Raw genomic sequence first — 20,825 nt, forward strand, 5'->3', positions numbered from 1 at the left:
CGCCGGCCGGGCACCGGCGGTACCTCCAGGGTGGTCGACCCGTGCACCTCGCGCTTGAGTCGTTGGACCGCACGCGCCCTTCTCAGGCAGCCTCCCGCGTCCCCGCCGCGCCGGTCCCCCGTCCGCCCCCGTCGCGGTGGATCGGTGTCCTGGAGCCGGTCAGTGGAGCGCCTGTCCCGCCCTCCCGGGCCGCGACGATCTCCGCCGCGATGGACAGCGCGGTCTCCTCCGGCGTACGGGCCCCGAGGTCGAGCCCGATCGGGGATCTCAGGCGGGCCAACTCCCGCTCGCCGAGGCCGACTTCACGCAGCCGCCGCTCACGGTCCTCGTGCGCGCGGCGTGACCCCATGGCGCCGACGAACGCCACCGGCATCCGCAGGGCCGCCTCCAGCAGCGGTACGTCGAACTTGGCGTCGTGGGTGAGCACGCACAGGACCGTGCGGTCGTCGGTCACGGTGCGCCGGAGGTAGCGGTGCGGCCAGTCGACCACGATCTCGTCGGCGTCGGGGAAGCGGACCCGGGTGGCGAAGACCGGGCGGGCGTCGCACACGGTCACGTGATAGCCGAGGAACCTGCCCACCCGTACCAGCGCCGTCGCGAAGTCCACGGCGCCGAAGACGATCATTCGGGGCGGTGGCACGCTCGACTCGACGAGCAGGGTCACGCCACCCGGGCAGCGCGCGCCGTCCTCCGACAGTTCGAGGGTGCCGGTGCGGCCCGCCGCCAGCAGGGCTCGTGCCTCGGCCGCCGCCGTGCGGTCCAGCTCCGGACGACCGCCGAGACTCCCCTCGTGGGAGACGCCCGGACCTCCCGCGTACGACGTGGACGACCGGGACGGGTCGGATGCCCCGGCGGAGTCGGATGCTCCGGAGGAGTCGGATGCCCCGGAGGAGTCGGACGAGCCGTCGGGACGGACGAGCAGCACCCTCCCCAGCAGCTCCACCGGTCCCCGGGCCACCCGGGCGACGGCCGCCGCCTCGCCCCGGGACGCGGCCGCCAGCGCCGCCGCGTACACCGGCCGCTCAGGCGCGTCCGCGCGCACCGGGGTGACCAGGACCTCGATGACCCCGCCGCAGGTCAGCCCCACCGCGAAGGCGTCCTCGTCGCTGTAGCCGAACCGTTCCAGCACCGTCCGGCCGTCCTGGAGCGCCTGGACGCACAGGTCGTACACGGCGCCTTCCACACAGCCGCCGGAGACCGAACCGATGGCCGTGCCGCCGCTGTCGACCGCGAGGGCGGCTCCGGGGCCGCGCGGGGCGCTGCCGCCGACACTCACGACGGTGGCGACGGCGAAGTCCCGGCCCTCCTCGGCCCACCGGTTCAGCTCGTCGGCGATGTCAAGCATCCCCGTCCCCTCCCGTGCCCGCCAGCAGCACCCGGTCCGGGCGGATCGGCAGATTCCGGTGACGTACACCCGTCGCGTGCCAGACCGCGTTGGCGATCGCCGCCGCCGCTCCGACGACCCCGATCTCGCCGATGCCCTTGATGCCGACCGGGTCCCCGGGGTCGGGGTCGTCCACCCAGTCCGCCTCGATGTCGGGTACGTCGGCGTGCGCGGAGAAGTGGTAGCCGGCGAGGTCGGCGCCGACATGGCCGCCGCTTGCCCGGTCCCGGTGAGCCTCCTCGTGCAGGGCCATGGACAGGCCCCAGATCATGCCTCCGACGAACTGCCCGCGCGCGGTCAACGGGTTGACGATCCGGCCGGCCGCGAAGATGCCGAGCATCCGCCGCACCCGCACCTCCCCGCTGGTGACATCGACGGCGACCTCGGCGAACTGGGCCCCGAAGGAGTGCCGTTCCTTCTGCTCCAGCGCGCCGACCGCCTGTGAGGTGTCCGAGCGTGCCGTGATCCCCTCCGGCGGAATGCCGCCGCCCAGGGCCAGCCGCTCGCGCAGCTCGTCCGCCGCGACCCTGATCGCCCAGGCCCAGGAGCGCGTGCCCATCGAGCCGCCGGCGATCATCGCAAAGCCGAAGTCGCTGTCCGCGATGCGCATCCGGATGCGCTCCGGCGCCACCTCCAGCGCGTCCGCGGCGATCAGGGTGAGCGCGGTCCGGGCCCCGGTCCCGATGTCGGACGCGGTGATCCGTACGGTGAAGCTGCCGTCCTGCTCGGCCGTCACGGCCGCCGTGGACGGGGCGGACAGCACGGGGAACGTGGACGCTGCCGTGCCGGTCCCGAGCAGCCAGCGGCCCTCGCGGCGGACACCGGGACGCGGGTCACGGTCCGCCCAGCCGAACCGACGGGCCCCCTCCTCGAAGCACGCGAGCAGGTTGCGGCCGCTGAACGGCAGCCCGGAGACGGGGCCGACGGCCGGTTCGTTGCGGGCGCGCAGCGCGATCGGGTCGAGTCCGCACTTCTCGGCGAGTTCGTCGAGCGCGGACTCCAGCGCGAACGAGCCCGGCGCCTCGCCCGGCGCCCGCATCCAGCTCGGGGTCGGCACGTCGAGCGGTACGACACGGGTCTGCGAGTAGTGCGCGTCGGAGTCATACATCGCGCGCCCGAACTCGGCGCACCGCTCGACGAACTCGTACACGGTCGAGGTGAGGCACTCGGCCCGGTGGTCGAACGCGCGCAGCCGGCCGTCCGCGTCGGCGCCGAGCCTGACCCGCTGGGCCGTGGGGCTGCGGTAGCCGACCAGCGAGAACATCTGGCGGCGGGTCAGTACGACGCGCACGGGGCGCTGGAGGACGGTCGCGGCCATCGCGGCGGCGACCGAGTGGGGGCGGGTGCCCTTGGAGCCGAAGCCGCCGCCGACGTGTTCCGAGCGCACCCGCACCGACTGGGGGTCGAGCGAGAACAGCTTCGCGAGCTCGTCCGCCACGAACCTGCTGCCCTGGTTGGAGTCGATGACCTCGAGCCGGCCGCCGTCCCAGCGTGCGATCGCCGCGTGCGGCTCCATGGGGCTGTGGTGCTCCTCCGGAGTGCTGTACTCGGCGTCCACGACGACGGCGGACGCGGCGAGTTCGGCCTCCAGGTCGCCCTTGTGCGCGGCGGGGGCGCTCTCCGGCGCGTACACCCCGGGGAGCCCGGCGGCGAACACGACGTCGTACGGCTCCTCGTCGTACGCGACGACGAGGGCCTCGGCGGCCTCCCTGGCCTGCTCGGTCGTCTCGGCGACGACCAGCGCCACCGGCCAGCCGACGAACGGGACCCGGTCGTGCTGGAAGATCTGGGCGATCGGGTCGGGCGCCCCGAAGGCGTTCGTGTAGTCGCCGTTGAGCCGCGGGGCGTTCTCGTGATGCAGGACGGCGACGACGCCCGGCATCGCGAGGACGGGCGCGGACTCCACCGCGCGGATCCGGCCACGGGCCACGGTGGACAACACCAGCCAGCCGTGGGCGAGTTCGGGATACGGGACCTCGCCCGCGTAGCGCGCCGCCCCGGTGACCTTGGCCACGCCCTCGACGCGGGTGTGCGCGGCACCGACGGCCCCGAACGTCGCGCTCGCCGCCGTCGTCGTGGTCGTGGTCGCGGTCGTACCGGTCATCGGGCCGCCTCCTCGGTGAGTTCGGTCAGCATCGCCACGACGAGATTGCGCATCAGGGGCACCTTGTATCCGTTGTGGGGCAGCGTCCGGGCGGCCGCGAGCTCGGCGTCCGCGGCGGCGGCGAAGGCCTCGGCGCTCGCCGGTCCCCCGGTCAGCGCCCGTTCGGCCGCACGGGCCCGCCACGGCCGGGAGGCCACCGCCCCGAAGGCGAGTCGCACTTCGCGTACGACACCGTCGTGGACGTCGAGGGCGGCGGCGATCGAGCCGATCGCGAACGCGTACGAGGCGCGCTCGCGCACCTTGCGGTAGCGGGAGCGGGCGGCGACCGGGGTGGCCGGCAGGGTGACGCCGGTGATCAGCGCGCCGGGCGGCAGGGCGGTCTCCAGGTGCGGGGTGTCACCCACTGGCAGATAGAACTCCGCGAGCGGCAACTCCCCCGGCCCGTCCGCCGTTTCGTACGAGACGACGGCGTCGAAGGCGGTGAGGGCCACGGCCATGTCCGAGGGGTGCGTGGCCACGCAGTGCGCGGAGGCACCGAGGACGGCGTGGTTGTGGTGCTCGCCCTCGACGGCCGGGCAACCGCTGCCGGGGACCCGCTTGTTGCAGGGCTTCGCCAGATCGGTGAAGTAGCCGCACCGGGTGCGCTGGAGCAGGTTTCCGCCGACCGTGGCCATGTTGCGCAGCTGACCGGAGGCCCCGGCCAGCACGGCCTGGGTCAACGCCGGGTAGTGGCGCCGCACGTCGGGATGGGCGGCGAGGTCGCTGTTGGTCACGGTCGCGCCGATCCGCAGCCCGCCGCTCCTTGTGAACTCGACGCGGTCGAGGGGGAGTTCACGCACGTCGACGAGCCGGGCGGGCCGCTCCACCCCGCTCTTCATCAGGTCGACGAGATTGGTGCCACCGCCGAGATAGCGCGCGTCGGGGTCGGCGCCCAGCAGCGCGACCGCGCCGGTGACGTCGTAGGCGCGCTCGTAGTCGAACTCCCTCATGCGGCCGCCTCCTTGGTCTCGGGCGACCGTGTATCGGACGACCGTGTATCGGACGACTGCGCCGCTCGCGCGACGGCCTGGACGATCGACACGTACGCGCCGCACCGGCACAGGTTGCCGCTCATCCGCTCACGGATCTCCTCGGGCGTGAGCTGCGGAACCCCCGCTTCGGGCCGCACGTCCGCGGTCACGGCGCTCGGCCAGCCCGCCGCGTGCTCCTCGATCACCGCGAGGGCCGAACAGATCTGGCCGGGCGTGCAGTAGCCGCACTGGTAGCCGTCGAGGTCGAGGAAGGCCTGTTGCACGGGATGCAGCCGCTCACCGTCCGCCACCCCTTCGATGGTGGTGATCTCGCGTCCCTCGGCGGCGACGGCGAGTTGCAGACAGGAGACGGCCCGGCGTCCGTCGAGCAGCACCGTGCAGGCGCCGCACTGGCCCTGATCGCAGCCTTTCTTGGTACCGGTGAGATCGAGACGCTCACGCAGGGCGTCGAGCAGGGTGGTGCGACGGTCGACGGGCAGCGTGTACTTCTCGCCGTTGATGTGCAGGGTGATGGTGCTGGACGTCGAGGTCGTGGCGCTGGACGTCGTGGGGGCCATGATCAGCCTTCTTTCGCCTGTCTGAGGGGGAAAGGAAGTCGCGAGAGGGCCGGGAAAAGGGAGCACCGATGGTCCACACTGGCCGGATCCGGCGGTATGGTGAACCCTTAACCGGACAGCTGTCCGTTCATCCCGAACCTATCGGACAGCTGTCCGCTTAGCAAGGTACTCGCCTGGGAGGGCTGAGGACGAAGAAGGAGGCCCGAGTGCAGCAGAAGAAGGCCACCCCGCTGCGCTCGGACGCGCAACGCAATCGCGAGCGCATTCTCGAGGTGGCCCTGGCCGAGCTGACACGGTCGGCGGACACCCCGCTCAGCTCGATCGCCAAGAAGGCGGGGGTCGGGCAAGGGACGTTCTACCGCAACTTCCCCAATCGCGAGGCACTCCTCCTGGAGATCTACCGCCACGAGGTGCAGCAGGTCGCCGACACCGCGGCGCAGCTGCTCGAGACGCGTGCGCCGGACCGGGCCCTGCGGGAGTGGATGGACCGCCTCGCCCAGTTCGCCATGACCAAGGTCGGCCTGGCCGAGGCCCTGCGCGCGACCACCCTCGCGCACGGCACCCTGACCCGGCTGGGGCACGGCGCGATGTCCTCGGCCACCGCGCTGCTCCTGGCGGCGAACGACAAAGCGGGCACCATCCGCCCGGGAGTGACCCCGGAGGACTTCTTCCTCTTCATCGCCGGTCTCTGGCAGATCGACGCGGACGGGGACTGGCAGCCGCGCGCCACCCGCCTTCTGGACCTCGTGATGGACGGTCTACGGGTGGGCGCGCCGGGTTCCGCGCCGCCCGAGTGAGCCGAGCCGCGGCCGGCGGGGGCGGAAGCGGCGGGCCGTCGTCACCGACAGCCGCTCCTACGCGCACGACGAAGCCGTCCGCCTGTACTCCCCCGTGGCGGACGGCTCGTGTCGCGGTGTTCAGAGATCGGGATCGGTGTCGGCGACGTAAGTGTCCTGGGCCGCTGGACGACACCCGCCGGGGCGGGCGACGGGATTCGAACCCGTGTCTCTCTCTTGACAGGAGAAGTAGCCGAAACCTTCGCACCTGAACGAGTTCACCGTAGTGGTCACCGCCGTCGCGGTCACCTGGTTTCCGGCGTGCGCCAGACGCGTGACGGAGCGTTGTCAGTGGTGGCGTGCAGGATGGCGGGTATGACAACACCAGCCGCAGTGATCGTGGATGCCGCCGCCTACGCGCAGGCGGTCGAGGACGCCGTGAAGGCTTCGGCCGCCTACTACACGGGCGGCACGTCGGTACTGGACGACGACACCTACGACCGGCTCGTGCGGGGCATCGCGGCGTGGGAGTCCGCTCATCCCGACGAGGTGCTGCCCGACTCACCGACCGGGAAGGTCGCCGGTGGCGCCGCGGAGGGCGATGTCCCGCACACGGTGCCCATGCTGAGCCTGGACAACGTGTTCTCGCCGGAGGAGTTCACCGCCTGGACCGCGTCGCTGGCCCGGCGGATCGGCCATGACGTCACACGGTTCGGTGTCGAGCCGAAGCTCGACGGGCTCGCGATCGCCGCCCGATACACCCATGGTCGCCTCACCCGGCTGATCACCCGTGGCGACGGGACGGCCGGGGAGGACGTCTCGCACGCCATCGGCACCGTCGAAGGCCTCCCGGCCGAACTGGCCGAGCCGGTCACGGTGGAGGTGCGCGGCGAAGTCCTGATGACCACAGCCCAGTTCGAGCACGCCAACGAGGTGCGCACCGCGCACGGCGGCCAGCCGTTCGCGAACCCGCGCAACGCCGCGGCGGGCACGCTGCGCGCCAAGGACCGCGCCTACACCGTGCCGATGACCTTCTTCGGCTATGCCCTGCTGCCGCTGCCCGGCACTGAGGGGGCCCTCGCGGCACGGCTGGGTGAGGCCGCGCACAGCGAGCTGATGGCCCGGTGCGGCGAACTCGGCGTGAACACCACCGCCGCCACCGCCGTGCCCGGGACCACGGCGGAGACCGCCGAGCAGGTCCTGGCCCGGGTCAAGGAGATCGCCGCGCTTCGGGCGGAGTTGCCGTTCGGGATCGACGGGATAGTCATCAAGGCCGACCTCGCCGCCGATCAGGAGGCCGCCGGATCCGGTTCGCGTGCGCCGCGCTGGGCGATCGCCTACAAGCTGCCGGCCGTGGAGAAGATCACCCGGCTGCTGGAGGTGGAGTGGAACGTGGGCCGCACCGGCATCATCGCTCCGCGCGCGGTCCTCGAACCGGTCGAGATCGACGGCTCCACCATCACCTACGCCACCCTCCACAACCCTGCCGACATCACCCGCCGCGACCTGCGTCTGGGCGACCACGTGATGGTCCACCGCGCCGGGGACGTGATTCCCCGCGTCGAAGCCCCGGTCGCCCATCTGCGCACCGGCGAGGAGCGGCCGATCGTCTTCCCCGAGGTGTGCCCGCGGTGCGGCTCCCCCATCGACACCAGCGAGCAGCGCTGGCGCTGCGAGAACGGCCGCAACTGCCACCTGGTCGCCGCCCTCTCGTACGCCGCCGGCCGCGACCAGCTCGACATCGAGGGCCTGGGCCACACCCGTGTCGTCCAGCTCGTCGAGGCCGGCCTGGTCGCCGATCTGGCCGACGTGTTCGCCCTGACGCGCGAGCAGCTCCTCGCCCTGGAACGGATGGGTGAGACCAGCACCGACAATCTCCTCGCGGCGATCGGCGCGGCCAAGGGGCAGCCGTTGTCGCGGGTGCTGTGCGCGCTCGGCGTCCGCGGCACGGGCCGCTCCATGTCCCGTCGTATCGCCCGGTACTTCGCGACCATGGACCACATCCGAGCCGCCGACGCCGAAGCGATGCAGCGGGTCGAGGGCATCGGCACGGAGAAGGCCCCGTCCATCGTGGCCGAACTCGCCGAACTCGCCCCGCTCATCGACAAGCTCGCCGCGGCCGGGGTCAACATGACCGAGCCCGGTGCCACTCCGCCCGTCACCGCCGACGACACCGACACCGACGCCGATACCGGCGCCCAGGGCGCGGAGTCGGCGGGCGGGCCGCTGACCGGGATGGCGGTCGTCGTCACCGGAGCGATGACCGGTCCGCTGGAGAAGCTCAGCCGTAACCAGATGAACGAACTCATCGAGCGCGCCGGTGGCCGCTCCTCCTCCAGCGTCTCCAAGAAGACCACGCTGGTCGTCGCCGGCGAAGGCGCCGGATCCAAGCGCGCCAAGGCCGAGGACCTCGGCATCCGGCTGGTCACCCCCGACGAGTTCGCGACTCTGGTCGCCGACTACGTCGACTGAAGGGCGCCTCTTCCTTCCCCTGCTTCCTGCTCCCTGCTCCCTGCTTATTGCTTCCTGACTTATTGCTTCCTGCTCCCTGCTTCGTGTTGGGCCGTCCTCGCCTTGGCTCGGGAACCGATGGTGTAACCCGCTACACCATCGGTTCGGGAGTGGGCTCTCTCGTGACGGCGAGCCCGCGCCGGGATCGTTGATCCATGAAGACTTCCGCACGAGCCGGGCTCGCCGTCATGGCCGCGGGTGGCATTTTCTTCGCCGCCACAAGCCTGGGAGACCACGACGACTCGGCCACCGCCGCCCCGAAGAGCGCGGCCGTCTCCGGAGAGCCGAGCCACTCGACGGTGTCCGGGGCGCCAGAGAGTACGGACGCCTCCGGGTCATCGGCGGGTGCCGGTCCGTATGTGGCGCTGGGTGACTCCTACACCGCCGGCCCCGGCATCCCCTCCCGGACCGGAACCCCCACGGGATGCGACCGCTCCGACCACAACTACCCCACCCTGGTCGCCCACGAACTCGGCGTCAAAACAGCCGACTTCCGCGACATGAGCTGCACCGGCGCCACCGTCGACGACCTCACCGCACCCCAGACCACCGACCACGGCACCAACCCCGCCCAGCTCTCCGCCCTCACCGCCCACACCGCCCTCGTCACCCTCGGCATCGGCGGCAACGACATCGGCTTCAGCAAACTGATCACACAGTGCGCCAAGTCCGGCATCCTCTACTTCGCCACCGGCAGCGGCAAGTACACCGGCGACCACGCCCCCTGCCGCAGCCAGTACGTCGACGCCACCACCGACACCGTCCGACAGAAGATCAACACCGTGGGCGACCGGCTCGCCGACACCCTCGCCGAGGTCAAGCGCCGCGCCCCGCAGGCACGCGTCTACGTGGTCGGGTACCCGGCGATCCTGCCCGCCACGGCCGGCGACTGCGGGCGCGACATGGGCCTCGCACCCGGCGACGTCGCCTTCCTCCACCAGGAGCAGCAGCGGCTCAACACCACCCTGCGAGAACGCGCCGAAGGCGCAGGTGCCGGGTATGTCGACACCTACGCCCCGTCGAACGGTCACGACGCGTGTTCCGCGCGTGAAACCCGCTGGGTCGAACCCCTCGTGCCGCTCGCCCCCGCCGCGCCCGTCCACCCCAACGCCCGCGGCGAACGCGGCATGGCCGACACCGTCATCAACACCATCGACGCAAGCAAAGGGTCCTGAGACCAAGGGGGCTCAGAGGAGCCCCCGAGGCCTACGCGCCGCTCGCGTCGAGCATGCCCTCGCGCTCGACGATCTTCACGCGTTCCCGGCCCTGCGGTTCGCCCAGCGCCTTCTCCGCGGCGTCCAGGCGGTACCAGCCCTCCCAGGTGGTGAAGCGGACGTCCCGCTCGCCGAGGAACGCGTCCACGGCCTCCGGGTCCGGCGAGCCGGGCGTGTGCAGACGTCCGTTCGCGTGGTCGTCCAGCAGGCCGGCGACGGTCTCGTTGGCGTCGCCCTTGGTGTGGCCGATCAGGCCCACGGGGCCGCGTCGGATCCAGCCGGTGACATACGTCGACTGCAGGTGCTCGCCGGTCTCCTCGATCACCCGTCCGCCCTGGTCCGGGACCGTGCCCGACTCGGCGTCCCAGGGGAGCTTGGGCAGTTCGTCGGACAGGTAGCCCACGGCGCGGTAGACCGCACCGAGGTCCCAGTCCTTGTACTCGCCGGTTCCCTTCACGTTGCCGGTGCCGTCGAGGGCGGTGCGCTCGGTGCGCAGGCCGACGACCTGGCCGTTCTCGCCGAGGATCTCGGTCGGGGACTCGAAGAAGTGCAGGAACAGCTTGTGCGGGCGGTCACCGATGTCGCGGATGGCCCAGTTCTCCAGGGTCTTGGCGACCATGTCGGCCTGCTTGTTGCCGCGCCGGGTCGCGATCGAGCCCTCGTCGTAGTCGATGTCCTCGGGGTCGACGATGACCTCGATGTTCGGGGAGTGGTCCAGTTCCCGCAGCTCCATCGGGCTGAACTTCGCCTGCGCCGGACCGCGGCGGCCGAAGACGTGGACCTCCAGGGCCTTGTTGGCCTTGAGGCCGTCGTAGACGTTCTCCGGGATCTCGGTCGGCAGCAGTTCGTCGGCGGTCTTGGCGAGGATGCGGGCGACGTCGAGCGCGACGTTGCCGACGCCGAGGACGGCGACCTTCTCCGCTTCGAGCGGCCAGGTCCGTGCCACGTCCGGGTGACCGTCGTACCAGGAGACGAAGTCCGCCGCGCCGTACGAGCCGTCGAGGCCGATGCCGGGTATGTCGAGGGCCCGGTCGGCCGTCGCCCCCGTGGAGAAGATCACGGCGTCGTAGAAGGTGCGCAGATCGTCGAGGTTGATGTCCCCCGGGTAGTCGACATTGCCGAAGAGACGTATCTGGGGCTTGTCGAGCACCTGGTGCAGGGCCGTGATGATGCCCTTGATCCGCGGGTGGTCGGGGGCCACGCCGTAACGGATCAGACCGAAGGGGGCCGGCATCCGTTCGAAGAGGTCGATGGACACACCGGGCTCGACCGCAACTGCGGACTTCAGCAGCGCGTCGGCAGCGTAGATCCCGGCGGGGCCGGCTCCGACAATGGCTACCCGCAGAGGGCGAGGCATGATCAGGTTCCCTTCGAACGGTGGCAGGGTGGCTCGTCGGGAAGCCTAAACTAAGGCAAACCTTAGTCAGTAGCCGGGTTGGATCTATGACCCCATAAGCCGATCTTATGACTGATCGTTGGGGAGCACGGGCCTCGGAATCGGGGGCAAAATGGGATACGTGGGTGTCCGGCGTGTGTCAGTGGACCGCCTCGTGGAGCAGCCGTCGGGCCGCGGACTGGTGGCAATCCCACTCGCGCTGATCGTAGTGATCACGGTGGTGGACCTCCACTCCCCGACCAACGTCCACCTGGGTCCGTTGCTGGTCATCGCCCCCGCCCTCACCGCCTCCCTGGCCGGACCACGACTGACCGCGGCCGTGGGGGCGCTGGCCGTGGCCGCCCAGGTCTTCATCGCGGTGTTCCACGGCGGGCTGACCACCGCCAACCACGTCTCGCAGATCATCGCCCTGACCGTGCTCTCCGCGCTGGTGGTCTTCGTCTGCCATGTACGCGAGCGGCGTGCCCGGGAGCTGAGCCGGGCACGGTCGGTGGCCGAGACGGCGCAGCGGGTCCTGCTGCGACCGCCGCCCCGCCGGATCGGGCCCTTGCGCGTGGCCTGGCTGTATCTGGCCGCCGAGGACGAGACGCAGATCGGCGGCGACCTGTTCGCGGTCTCCCGCGCCGCCCAGCCCTCCACGCGGGTGATCATCGGGGACGTACGCGGCAAGGGGCTGGCCTCCATCGGCGAGGCCTCGGTGGTGCTCGGCTCGTTCCGCGAGGGCGCTCACCGGTACGCCACCCTGCCCGAGCTCACGGCGGCACTGGAGGTCAGCGTGTGCCGCGACCTGGAGGACGTGGCCGACACCAAGAACGACCCGGGCGAGCACTTCATCACCGCTCTCGTGCTCGACATCCCCGACGAGGGGCCGGACGCCTGGATGATCACCTGCGGTCATCCACCGCCTCTCCTGCTGCACAACCAGGAGGTCACGGTCCTGCACCCGCGCCACCCCCTCCCCCCGCTGGGCATGTGCGAGCTGCCCGCCGCGAGCCACCGACCCGACCGGTTCACCTTCGAAACCGGTGACATCCTCCTGCTCTACACCGACGGCGTCATCGAAGCCCGCTCACCGTCGGGCGTCTTCTACCCGCTCCTCGAGCGGGTCGCCTCCTTTCCCGTCTCCAGCCCCGACGCCCTGATGCGGCACATCCACGACGACCTCCTCGCGCATGTCGGCGACCACCCCGGCGACGACGCCGCCCTCCTGATCATCGAACGCGCCGCCTCCCACCACCCGCATCGACCGCATTTCGCCACCCGTTCCGTCGACGGCCACCACCGGCTCCATCCCGCCGGATCGCCCCCGTCGGCGCAACGCTGACCTCACTCCCGGGCCATGTCCGACTCCGCCGCGCTCGCCGCGGAATCGGCGTCGTCGACGAGTTTCCGCAGGTGACCGAGGTCCGCGGAGGAGGTGGGTGCGGGCTGCCGAGTGGTCTGCGTGCCCTGTGCGGTCTGTGTGCTGTGCGTGCCCTGCGTGCTCTGTGCGCTCCCGCCATGGCCGCAGCCGGCCAGGAACAGCAGGGCGGCCAGTACGGCCGGCACGGTGTGGCGCGCGCGCATCAGTTCGTACGACCGTTGTCGTGGGCGCCGCACCACTTCTCGACGTCGGCCAGGTCCTTCTGGCGGGTCTCCAGGGTGGGGACCAGGGAACGCCGGACGGTGAGCCGGTCGTTCAGGTAGGTCTCGATCTGGGTGTGCCCCGCGGACTTGGCGTTCGCCACCCGCTGCTCGAGACGGGCGATGGAGCCACGCTGGGAAGCGTCCGCGCGCAGCCGGGTGAGGATCCGGTCGATCCGCCGGTCGATCTTCGGCGCGCGCTTGCAGAGCGCCGCCGCGCCGTCGCCCGTGGGGGTGCCGGACGGCGCGGGAGTCGCGGCGTCGGCGGTGGCGGCGCCGAACAGCGATCCGGCGGCGACCAACGAGACGACCGAGATCACGGTCTTCCTGGTGCTTGGCATGACGAACTCCTCCACGTTCACGGGCGACTGCCCTCTCGCCGGGAAAGCTAGGAGCCGTCTTTGTGGAATTCTTGTGGCCGGTCGGCGGTCGTGATCATCCAGTTGCGCGGGAACGGAAGCGTGGCCCCCGTGTCCGCGGTGCCGTCGCTCAGCGGCAGGGTGACCTCGACGCGGGTACCCGGACCCGTGGGCCGGTCCAGTACCCGGATCCCACCTCGGTGCAGGGCGATCTGCTGGGCGACCAGGGTCAGTCCGAGGCCGGAGCCGGGACTGTCCGGTCGGCGGCGGAAGCGTTCGAAGACCTCGGTGCGCAGCGCGGGCGGGATGCCAGGGCCCCGGTCTTCGACGACGAGGAGCGCGTCGGCGCCGCTCGCGCGCAAGGTCACCTCGACCTGCGGGGGCTGCCCGTCCGTGTGTCCGTGGACCAGGGCGTTGACGAGCAGGTTGTCCACCAGGCTCCGCAGTCCCGCCTCCCAGCCGTGTACGCGCAGCCTCGGTGCGCAGTGGCCGGTCACCCGTGCGTGCGGATGGCGTCGCCGCTGTTCCTCCGTGCTCGCTTCGACGAGGTCGGCGAGGTCGACCGGGCCGAAGGCGTCCGCCTCGACGAGGTCTCCGCGGCCGAGGTCGCGCAGCATGACGAGGACCCCGAGGAGGCGCGCGTGTTCGCGGCTCAGGTCGTGCAGCACTTCGTCGCGGTCGGGTCCGGCGAGCTCCGGATGCTCGGTGAGGATCTCCAGGTTGGTCTGCATGCTCATCAACGGGGTGCGCAGTTCGTGCGAGGCCGCCGAGGCGAAGGAGCGGGCGGTGGCCAGTGCCTCGGCGGTCCTGAGCGCCTGCTCGTCGTAGCGGGCCAGGACGGTCTGCAGGGTGTGTGCGAGGTCGTCGACCTCGGCGATCCGCGTCGGGGTGTGGTCCAGGCGGGTGGAACTGGAGCGGGGGTCGAGGCCGCTCGCCCGGCGTTGCAGACGGCGCAGCGGCGCGCTCGCCCGGGTGGCGACGGCCCAGGCGAGCAGCCCGGACAGCGGCGCGGCGAGCAGGGCGACGGTCACCGCGCGCCGTCGGACCAGGCGCACCTGGGTGTCGGCGGCGGTGTCGGACGCGAACAGCCACAGGGTGCCGCGCACACCGGGGCGCGCCCCCGTCACCCGGGTCGACAGGATCCGCCAGCTCCTGCCGTCGGCACGGAGGGTGACCGGCACGGGCGCCCTGGCGGGCAGCGCCACGTCGGCCGCCGGTTGCGGGCCGCCCGTGAAGGTCTCCTCGGGGCCGATCAGTCGTACGCCCACGTCCAGGGCCGAGGTGAACACCCGGCGCTCGCGGGCCTGCTCCACCGCCGCCGACCGGTCGGCGGCGCTCGCGCGCAGCAGACTCCGGGCGTCCTTGGCGACGGCCACCGCGCGCTCACGCAGATGCGTGTCCTGCTGATCGTGCAGATCCGCGGCGACCAGCCGCAGCAGCAGCCAGCCGGTGGCCAGTACCAGTACGGGCACGGTGGCGCCGACGGCCAGGGCGATCCGAGTGGAGAGTCTCACGGCCGCTCCCGCGGGTCGTCGTCGCGCAGGACGAAGCCCACGCCTCGTACCGTGTGGATGATCCGGGAGCGCCCCGACGTCTCCAGTTTGCGGCGCAGATAGCTGACGAAGGTGTCCACCGCGTCGGTGCGCACCTCGAAGTCGTAGCCCCATACGCGATCGAGGAGCTGGTCCCGGCTGAGCACGATGCCGGCGTTGCGGGCGAGGAAGTGGAGGAGTTCGAACTCGCGGCGGGTCAGTTCCACCGGCCGCCCGTCGAGGCTCACCCTGCGGGCGGCGGGATCCAGGAGCAGCCCGCCGGCCCGTACGGTGCCGCTGTCCCGTGGCGGCCTGCGCCGCAGCAGTGCCTCCAGCCGCAGGACCAGCTCCTGCAGGGCGAAGGGCTTGACGAGGTAGTCGTCGCCGCCCGCCTGCAGGCCCGCGATCCGGTCGGCGGTCTCGTCGAGTGCGGAGAGCATCAGCACGGGTACGTCGTTGTCCTCGTCCCGCAGTGCCCTGCACACCTCGATGCCGCTGAGGTCGGGCATCGAGATGTCCAGCACGATCACATCCGGCGGCGTCCGCCGGGCCACCGCCAGGGCCGGTCGGCCCCCGTCGGCCAGATCCACGGTGAATCCGCCGAGCCTCAGGCCCCGCTCCAGCGAGCGGCGGATCGCCGCGTCGTCGTCCACGACCAGGACACGGCCGCGCTGCCCACTCATCACCACTGTCCCTCCCCGCCACACCCCGGCGTACTGCCGGGGCCCGCCGCCGCCCATCGTGCATCAGCCACGACGGTCCCGGCCCCGAGGGGTGGACCAAGGGTTCGGTGAGAACCGTTCGGACCGGCCCCGGTCGGCGCGGGCCCGGCGGAGCGTGGCGGTTGCGCGGGGCCTGACCCGACGGTTGCATACGACTGTGTCGTCGATGGCCGACCCCGCACACAGCCGACGACCCGCCGAACCAGGCCTCCGTGCGGCCGGGCCCACCAGGGCCGGACTTCTACGACGTCCGTGGAGGAGCGATGGGTGTGGACACGAGCGCGCAGGTCGGCCACGGGAAACGGTGGGCGGCCAGGGCCGCGCTGGTCGCGGCGGCGCTGGCGGTGCTGCTGCCGCTCGGTTACGGAGGCGTGGACGGCGTACTGCTGCTCTTTGCCGCGCTCCTCGGCGTGGCCGTCACGGCGGCGGCGCTGTGGTGGGCGCTGACCCGGCGCGGCCCGCTCCGTTGGGTGGCGGCCGTGCTGGCGGCCGTCGCGCCCGGCGCCGTGCTCACCCTGTTCGCCGTGGCCGGGCTGCTCTGGGCCGTTCCCGTGTCCCTGGCACTGTGGACCGTGGCCGTCTGGAGCGGCCGGTACGCCCTGCGGAGCGACCGGACGCGCGCCCCGCGCCCGAAGGAACGCAGGGCACCACCGCCGCGGCGCCCCTTCCTCCTCATGAACCCGCACTCCGGCGGCGGCAAGGTGGCGAAGTTCGGACTGCGGGAGAAGGCGGAGCGGCTCGGCGCGCAGGTCGTGCTCCTCGACCCGGACAAGCACCAGGACGTCACCGCGCTGGCCCGGGCCGCCGTCGCGGACGGCGCGGATCTGCTGGGCGTCGCCGGCGGTGACGGTACCCAGGCGCTGGTCGCGGCCGTCGCCGCCGAACACGGTCTGCCGTTCCTGGTGGTCTGCGCCGGCACCCGCAATCACTTCGCCATGGACCTCGGCCTCGACCGCGACGACCCGGCCACCTGTCTGGACGCCCTCACCGACGGCGTCGAACTCCGCGTGGACCTCGGCTTCGCCGGCCGCCACCCGTTCGTCAACAACGCCTCCTTCGGCGCGTACGCGGCGGTCGTGCAGAGCCCCGCGTACCGCGACGACAAGATCGGCACCATCCTGGACCTCCTGCCCGACCTGCTCACCCGCCAGCGCGGGCCGCGACTGACCGCCCGCGCCGGCGACACGACGCTCGACGCCCCGCAGGCCGTACTGGTGAGCAACAACCCCTACCGCACCAACGATCCGGCCGGTCTCGGCCGCCGCGAACGGCTCGACTCCGGGCTGCTCGGTGTCCTCGGCATCACGGTGGACAGCGCGGCCGAGGCCGCCGCGCTCGTACTGGACCCCGCGCCGGACGGACTCGCGGTCCTGACCACCCGTGAGGTGGTCATCGACGCCGACCGCGCGGAGATCGAGGCCGGCATCGACGGCGAGGCCCTGGTCCTGCCCGCCCCGGTCCACTGCCGCGTCGAACCCGGCGCCCTGCGCGTCCGCGTCCCCAAGGAACGGCCCGGTGTGCCGGAGGCCCAACCCCCTTTGGACTGGCGCCGATTGCGCACGCTCGCGGCGACCATGGGGCGAACAGCGGTCGTACGACATCCTGGTCGTGGCCGGGACACGTAGACGAAGGTCACAATTACATATCGGACAGTTCGCGCTCCAATCTTCACACCAGGCACACAAATTGGCTAAGTTGGCGGTAGGCCGCACGACTCCCTCCGGCGAACCTCGCCGGGTCGCGCGACCTCCGCCGAATCCGGTGCCCCCGTGGCAACAGGAACCGGGACCCAACCGACCTTGGGGTGAATCGGCCCAACTGCCCGATCGGGCAAGGGCCGTAGGGCATGCCTTCCGGAATCTTCCGCCCGAACCCGACAGCCGGCCCGGTAGGCGGAGTACGGAAGGAGTACGGCTCCCATGGCGCCGGAACGAACCCCGCGCCCCGGAGGCAACAGCCTCCCTGGCATGCCCGACTCCGCACGCGCGACGGCCGCCCTCAGTGGCGCGGACGGTCCGAGCCGCGAGGAGGTGCAGCAGCGGATCAGCTCCCTCTACGACCAGGCCGAGAACGCCGTCGGGTTCGTCAACGGGACCCGCGCGATGACCACGGGGAGCCGAAGCCGCGTCAACCCGGCGCCGGAAACCGCGCGCAGGCGCCGCGACCCCGCCCTCGACGACATCACCAAGACCTGGTTCGACGCGGCGCGCACGCAGCTGGGTCCGTCCGCGCCGGCCAGGCTGCCGGCCGACCGGATGCCGAACCGCCCGGCCGAGGCGCGGCCCACGGGCCCGGCGAAGCGGCCGGAGGACGGGCTCACCAACCGTGGGCGGGAGTTGACCGCCCGCCCCGTTCTTGAGTTGACCGCGGGCCCCTCCGCCGAGGCGGCCGCCGGGCCCGTGGCCGAGTTGACGGGCAGGGCCGTCGCCGCGCTGCCGGCCGCGCCGGAGCCTGCGCCGCAACCCGCGCAGGAGGCCGCCACGGCCCTGCTGCCCGCGCTGCCCGCCGGACCGGGGCAGTCCTCGTTGAAGACGTCCAAGGAGAAGATCCAGCGCAAGCTGGCGCTGGCCCGTGAGTTGGTGTCCAAGCACGCCGCACGGTGGAACCCCGGGCCCGCGGCGATCGAGTCACGTCCGGCCGAGGGTGTCTGGCCCACCCCGGAGGACCAGGCTCGCCGGCAGGCCGCGGAGGAATGGCAGCGACAGCAGTCGACCGCTCTCGGCCCGGACATGTCCCTCGGCACCGGGATGCCTCTCGGCGCGGACATGTCCATGGGTACGGGGATGCCGCTCGGCGCGGACATGTCCCTCGGCGCGGGGATGCCCCTGGTCGCGGGCATGCCTCCCGGCGCGGACATGTCCCTCGGCAGAGGCGTACCGCCGGCCACGGACATGTCCATGGGTGCGGGGATGCTCCTCGGTGCCGACATGTCCCTCGGCGCGGGGATGCCCCTGGCCGCGGGCATGCCCGTAGGCACCGGCGCCTACACCGGCGCGGTCAACACGGCCGTCGGCGCGGTCGGCGCCGCGGAGTCGGCGTACGGCGGGAAGGCCGCCAAGGCCCTCGCCTTCGCCCGCGAGCAGATCGGCAAGCCGTGCGTCTGGGGCGCGACCGGGCCGGACTCGTACGACTCCGCCAGCCTCGTCCAGGCCGCCTGGAGGGCCGCCGGGGTCGCACTCCCGCGCACCGTGCACGGGCAGGCGACCGCCGGTGCGGCGATTCCCCTGACCGACATCCAGTTCGGCGACCTGATCTTCTTCTACGACAACGTCAGCCACGTCGGCTTCTACACCGGCAACGGCATGATGATCCACGCCCCCAGCCCGGGTGCCTCGATACGCGAAGAGTCCATCTTCTTCGCCGGACAGAAGGCGATCCACAGCGCGCTGCGCCCGGCGTGACGGATGCAGCGACGTCTCCAGCGCCTCAAAGCACACATAAGGCACTGGAACGGCCAAAGTTCCGCAATAGGGGATGTACGTGATCCACGCGGGCCTCGCCGCCCGACCGGCCACCTGCGCTGACCATACTGGGAGGCCACGCCGCCTCCCACCGCAAAGTGACTCATGCCCAAGCCCTCCACCGCCCGCGCCACCGCTCCGGAAACCGTCTGGCTGGCCGGCGGGCGCCACGTCGGGCCCGCCCCGCAGGAGATCCTCAGGGAGAACCTGCGGAGGCTGAAGGCCGCCGAGACGATCCACGACTTCCTGGAGGCGGAGGACCCCTCGAACCCCGAGGGGCATGTCTTCGAGGCGCGCTGGCTGGTCGACGACGCCGTCCCGGTTCGCGCACGGCTCACGACGGACGGACGCGAACACGCCGCCGAGGGAACCCGCTGGACGCTGGTGGCCGAGGCGGAACGGCCCTGGGACCTCGCGTGGCCCTCTCCCGCGACCATGTTCTGGCCCGAGGGACAAGAGGTCCCCTGGGACCACGACATCGTGGCCGGGCTCCGCCTGCGGGACATCAACCCGCTGCCGCAGGAGGACAAGGCACTGCGCCGCCTGCTCAAGGAGGCCGCGCAGCACAGCTGGAGCATCAACGTCGTCATCCACGAGGCGATGACCACCGACGAACGCGGTCGCCTCCCGCTGGCCCGGCTGCTCCCGCCCGGTCTGCGTCACCGGGTCGTGGAACACCGCGCCGCGCCCGAGCAGTTCCAGGCGGTCAACTGGGCGCTGTACGACCTGGGCGTACGGGTGCCGCGCGGCGGCGCCGTGATTCTGCCCGGCTCCCCCGCCCGGCCCGGGTACGACGAGCAGGACTGCACCGTACGCAGCGTGTTCCTCGACGGCTCGGAGCCGACGGAGCTCCTGGAGAAGGTCGTACGGTACGCGGCGCTGCCCCGGCCGCTGCCGGAAACGGCGGAGGACGCCCTCGCCGGCCTCCGGGAGGAGTGGAAGCTGCTGACGCTGGAGGAGGCGCGGGCGCTGGTGGCCGTCTACGCCGAGGCACTCGACGCCATGACGAAGTCGCGCGACCAGTACCGCGAGGCGACCGAACTCGCGCATGCGGCGCTGGCCGAGCTCCGAGACCTCCGGACGACGGCGTCCGGTGCGCACGAGACGTCCGCCGGTCAGGAGGGCAACCCGCTCCACCAGCTGACGCGGACGTTCCAACGGGTCGCGGGCACCGTACGGGCACGGCGCGTGGCCCGCGACGACGGCCCGGACCGGGGCACCGACACGGGAACAGGCACCGGCACGCCCGAGAACGGGCCCGGCAGGGGCGAGTGATCGCTACCGGAAACCGGCGCCGACCCGAGGTCACCCTCTGAAACCGGCGTGTCGCGGCGCGCCCGCTCGCGTCACGCACCTCGCCAGAGGTTGGCGAACGCCGCGTTCTCGATGGACCGGCGCTGGCGTACCGCTTCCAGTTCCATGACCGCGTCGTTGACGGCGGCCAGCACGGTCGTCACCGCGTCGTCGGTCACGACCGGCACGTCCGCGCCCTGCTCGGCCGGAATCCCGACGGCCGCCGCGAGGGAGACGAGGACGGGCTCGTCGGCGGCCCAGCGGTGCAGGGCCCGGCGCCGGGCGGGCGAGTCGACCACGACCATCCGGACGGCTCCGAAAAGCAGTCGGCGTTGACGTTGCCGGGTCAGCTGACCGTCCGCCTCGAGGGCGGCCAGATGGACCGCGGCCAGGCCGCGCCCCCTGCGCCACAGCCAGTCCTCGACCGGCTCGTAGGGCACCTGACGTACGAGTGAGGACGCCGCCTCGGCCAGGAGGCGGTCCTCCGTCGTCGGCTCCGGGGCCGGCACGAGGCGGTCGCCGTCCAAGTGGACGGCGTCAGCGGCGAGGAGGTCGATCACCTCGGCTCCGGCGAGGGCGAGGGAGAGGTCGCCCTGCCCCACGGGGCGGTCCGGGTCCACGTCCATGGCGGTGATCAAGAGGTCCCTGGCCGTGGTCATAGATGGCTCCCCCACACAGTCTCCGGAGGGGCAAGCCTACGATCTTCGGCGGGGAAAGCCTACGAACCTCCACCGCTCGGCGCGGGTGCGCGCGGAGCGGAGCAGGGGGGGGGGCGGGCCCCCCCCCGCCGGCCCCCCCCCCCCGCGGCCACGCCCCCCCCCCCCCCGCCCGCGCGCGGCCCGCCGGCAGTAGGTTGGCTTTG

17 protein-coding genes and 1 riboswitch are annotated in these 20,825 nt (G+C 72.2%); of the genes, 7 read left to right on the top strand and 10 right to left on the bottom strand.

The window, feature by feature from the left end:
• Positions 1–82 precede the first annotated feature (82 nt).
• Genes KVT44_RS13305 through KVT44_RS13320 form a run of 4 tightly spaced genes read right to left on the bottom strand, consistent with a single transcriptional unit; the run spans position 83 to position 5,076 of the window.
• A complete protein-coding gene (locus tag KVT44_RS13305; protein WP_217567186.1) occupies positions 83–1,345 on the bottom strand; it encodes an XdhC family protein in 1,263 nt (420 codons plus the stop codon).
• Complete coding sequence (locus KVT44_RS13310; RefSeq protein ID WP_217567187.1) at positions 1,338–3,488, bottom strand: xanthine dehydrogenase family protein molybdopterin-binding subunit; 2,151 nt, start codon at positions 3,486–3,488, stop codon at positions 1,338–1,340. The genes KVT44_RS13305 and KVT44_RS13310 overlap by 8 nt, the downstream gene beginning before the upstream one ends.
• Positions 3,485–4,477, bottom strand: a complete 993-nt coding sequence (locus KVT44_RS13315) for a xanthine dehydrogenase family protein subunit M (protein WP_190169238.1) — start codon at positions 4,475–4,477, stop codon at positions 3,485–3,487. Before KVT44_RS13315 ends, KVT44_RS13310 begins: the two co-directional genes overlap by 4 nt.
• Positions 4,474–5,076 (bottom strand): (2Fe-2S)-binding protein, encoded by a 603-nt coding sequence (locus tag KVT44_RS13320; protein ID WP_217567188.1) that lies wholly within the window; start codon positions 5,074–5,076, stop codon positions 4,474–4,476. The genes KVT44_RS13315 and KVT44_RS13320 overlap by 4 nt, the downstream gene beginning before the upstream one ends.
• Before the next feature lie 206 nt (positions 5,077–5,282).
• On the opposite strand from KVT44_RS13320, the gene KVT44_RS13325 reads away from it, so the two are divergent.
• The 3 genes from KVT44_RS13325 (at position 5,283) to KVT44_RS13335 (ending at position 9,538) form a co-directional block, all read left to right on the top strand.
• Positions 5,283–5,873 (top strand): TetR/AcrR family transcriptional regulator, encoded by a 591-nt coding sequence (locus KVT44_RS13325; protein WP_190169236.1) that lies wholly within the window; start codon positions 5,283–5,285, stop codon positions 5,871–5,873.
• Between the two features lie 345 nt (positions 5,874–6,218).
• Positions 6,219–8,324, top strand: a complete 2,106-nt coding sequence (ligA, locus tag KVT44_RS13330; protein ID WP_217567189.1) for an NAD-dependent DNA ligase LigA — start codon at positions 6,219–6,221, stop codon at positions 8,322–8,324.
• A 194-nt stretch (positions 8,325–8,518) separates the two neighbouring features.
• A complete protein-coding gene (locus KVT44_RS13335) occupies positions 8,519–9,538 on the top strand; it encodes an SGNH/GDSL hydrolase family protein (protein ID WP_254649300.1) in 1,020 nt (339 codons plus the stop codon).
• 31 nt (positions 9,539–9,569) lie between these two features.
• Here the strand turns inward: KVT44_RS13335 and KVT44_RS13340 are convergent, their stop codons facing one another.
• Positions 9,570–10,934, bottom strand: coding sequence for an FAD-dependent oxidoreductase (locus KVT44_RS13340; protein ID WP_217567190.1), 1,365 nt, complete (start codon positions 10,932–10,934; stop codon positions 9,570–9,572).
• A 175-nt stretch (positions 10,935–11,109) separates the two neighbouring features.
• Between KVT44_RS13340 and KVT44_RS13345 the strand changes: the two genes are divergently transcribed.
• Positions 11,110–12,297, top strand: coding sequence for a PP2C family protein-serine/threonine phosphatase (locus KVT44_RS13345; RefSeq protein WP_308313985.1), 1,188 nt, complete (start codon positions 11,110–11,112; stop codon positions 12,295–12,297).
• Between the two features lie 2 nt (positions 12,298–12,299).
• Here the strand turns inward: KVT44_RS13345 and KVT44_RS13350 are convergent, their stop codons facing one another.
• From KVT44_RS13350 to KVT44_RS13365, 4 genes are read right to left on the bottom strand one after another with little or no spacing between them, the layout of a single operon-like run.
• Complete coding sequence (locus tag KVT44_RS13350; protein WP_190169232.1) at positions 12,300–12,539, bottom strand: hypothetical protein; 240 nt, start codon at positions 12,537–12,539, stop codon at positions 12,300–12,302.
• Positions 12,539–12,937, bottom strand: a complete 399-nt coding sequence (locus KVT44_RS13355; protein WP_217567192.1) for a hypothetical protein — start codon at positions 12,935–12,937, stop codon at positions 12,539–12,541. The genes KVT44_RS13350 and KVT44_RS13355 overlap by 1 nt, the downstream gene beginning before the upstream one ends.
• Before the next feature lie 47 nt (positions 12,938–12,984).
• The gene (locus KVT44_RS13360; RefSeq protein ID WP_217567193.1) at positions 12,985–14,469 is read right to left on the bottom strand and encodes a HAMP domain-containing sensor histidine kinase; all 1,485 of its coding nucleotides are present in this window, start codon (positions 14,467–14,469) and stop codon (positions 12,985–12,987) included.
• Positions 14,466–15,170 (bottom strand): response regulator transcription factor, encoded by a 705-nt coding sequence (locus KVT44_RS13365; protein WP_099924153.1) that lies wholly within the window; start codon positions 15,168–15,170, stop codon positions 14,466–14,468. Before KVT44_RS13365 ends, KVT44_RS13360 begins: the two co-directional genes overlap by 4 nt.
• Before the next feature lie 302 nt (positions 15,171–15,472).
• Between KVT44_RS13365 and KVT44_RS13370 the strand changes: the two genes are divergently transcribed.
• From KVT44_RS13370 to KVT44_RS13380, 3 genes are all read left to right on the top strand, one after another.
• Positions 15,473–16,834, top strand: coding sequence for a diacylglycerol kinase family protein (locus tag KVT44_RS13370; protein ID WP_217567194.1), 1,362 nt, complete (start codon positions 15,473–15,475; stop codon positions 16,832–16,834).
• Positions 16,835–16,949: 115 nt separating this feature from the next.
• Positions 16,950–17,120: riboswitch (cyclic di-AMP (ydaO/yuaA leader) on the top strand.
• A 56-nt stretch (positions 17,121–17,176) separates the two neighbouring features.
• Positions 17,177–18,610 carry a C40 family peptidase gene (locus KVT44_RS13375; RefSeq protein ID WP_254649301.1) on the top strand — a complete coding sequence of 478 codons (1,434 nt, stop codon included), beginning with the start codon at positions 17,177–17,179 and terminating at the stop codon, positions 18,608–18,610.
• A 165-nt stretch (positions 18,611–18,775) separates the two neighbouring features.
• A complete protein-coding gene (locus KVT44_RS13380) occupies positions 18,776–19,945 on the top strand; it encodes a hypothetical protein (protein WP_217567195.1) in 1,170 nt (389 codons plus the stop codon).
• A gap of 71 nt (positions 19,946–20,016) precedes the next feature.
• On the opposite strand, the gene KVT44_RS13385 is transcribed toward KVT44_RS13380, so the two are convergent.
• Positions 20,017–20,622: a GPP34 family phosphoprotein gene (locus KVT44_RS13385; RefSeq protein ID WP_099924150.1), complete on the bottom strand. Its 606-nt coding sequence runs from the start codon at positions 20,620–20,622 to the stop codon at positions 20,017–20,019.
• Positions 20,623–20,825 lie beyond the last annotated feature (203 nt).

Source organism: Streptomyces sp. GbtcB7 (assembly GCF_019091445.1).
In the GTDB taxonomy this organism is placed as follows: Bacteria; Actinomycetota; Actinomycetes; order Streptomycetales; family Streptomycetaceae; genus Streptomyces; species Streptomyces mirabilis.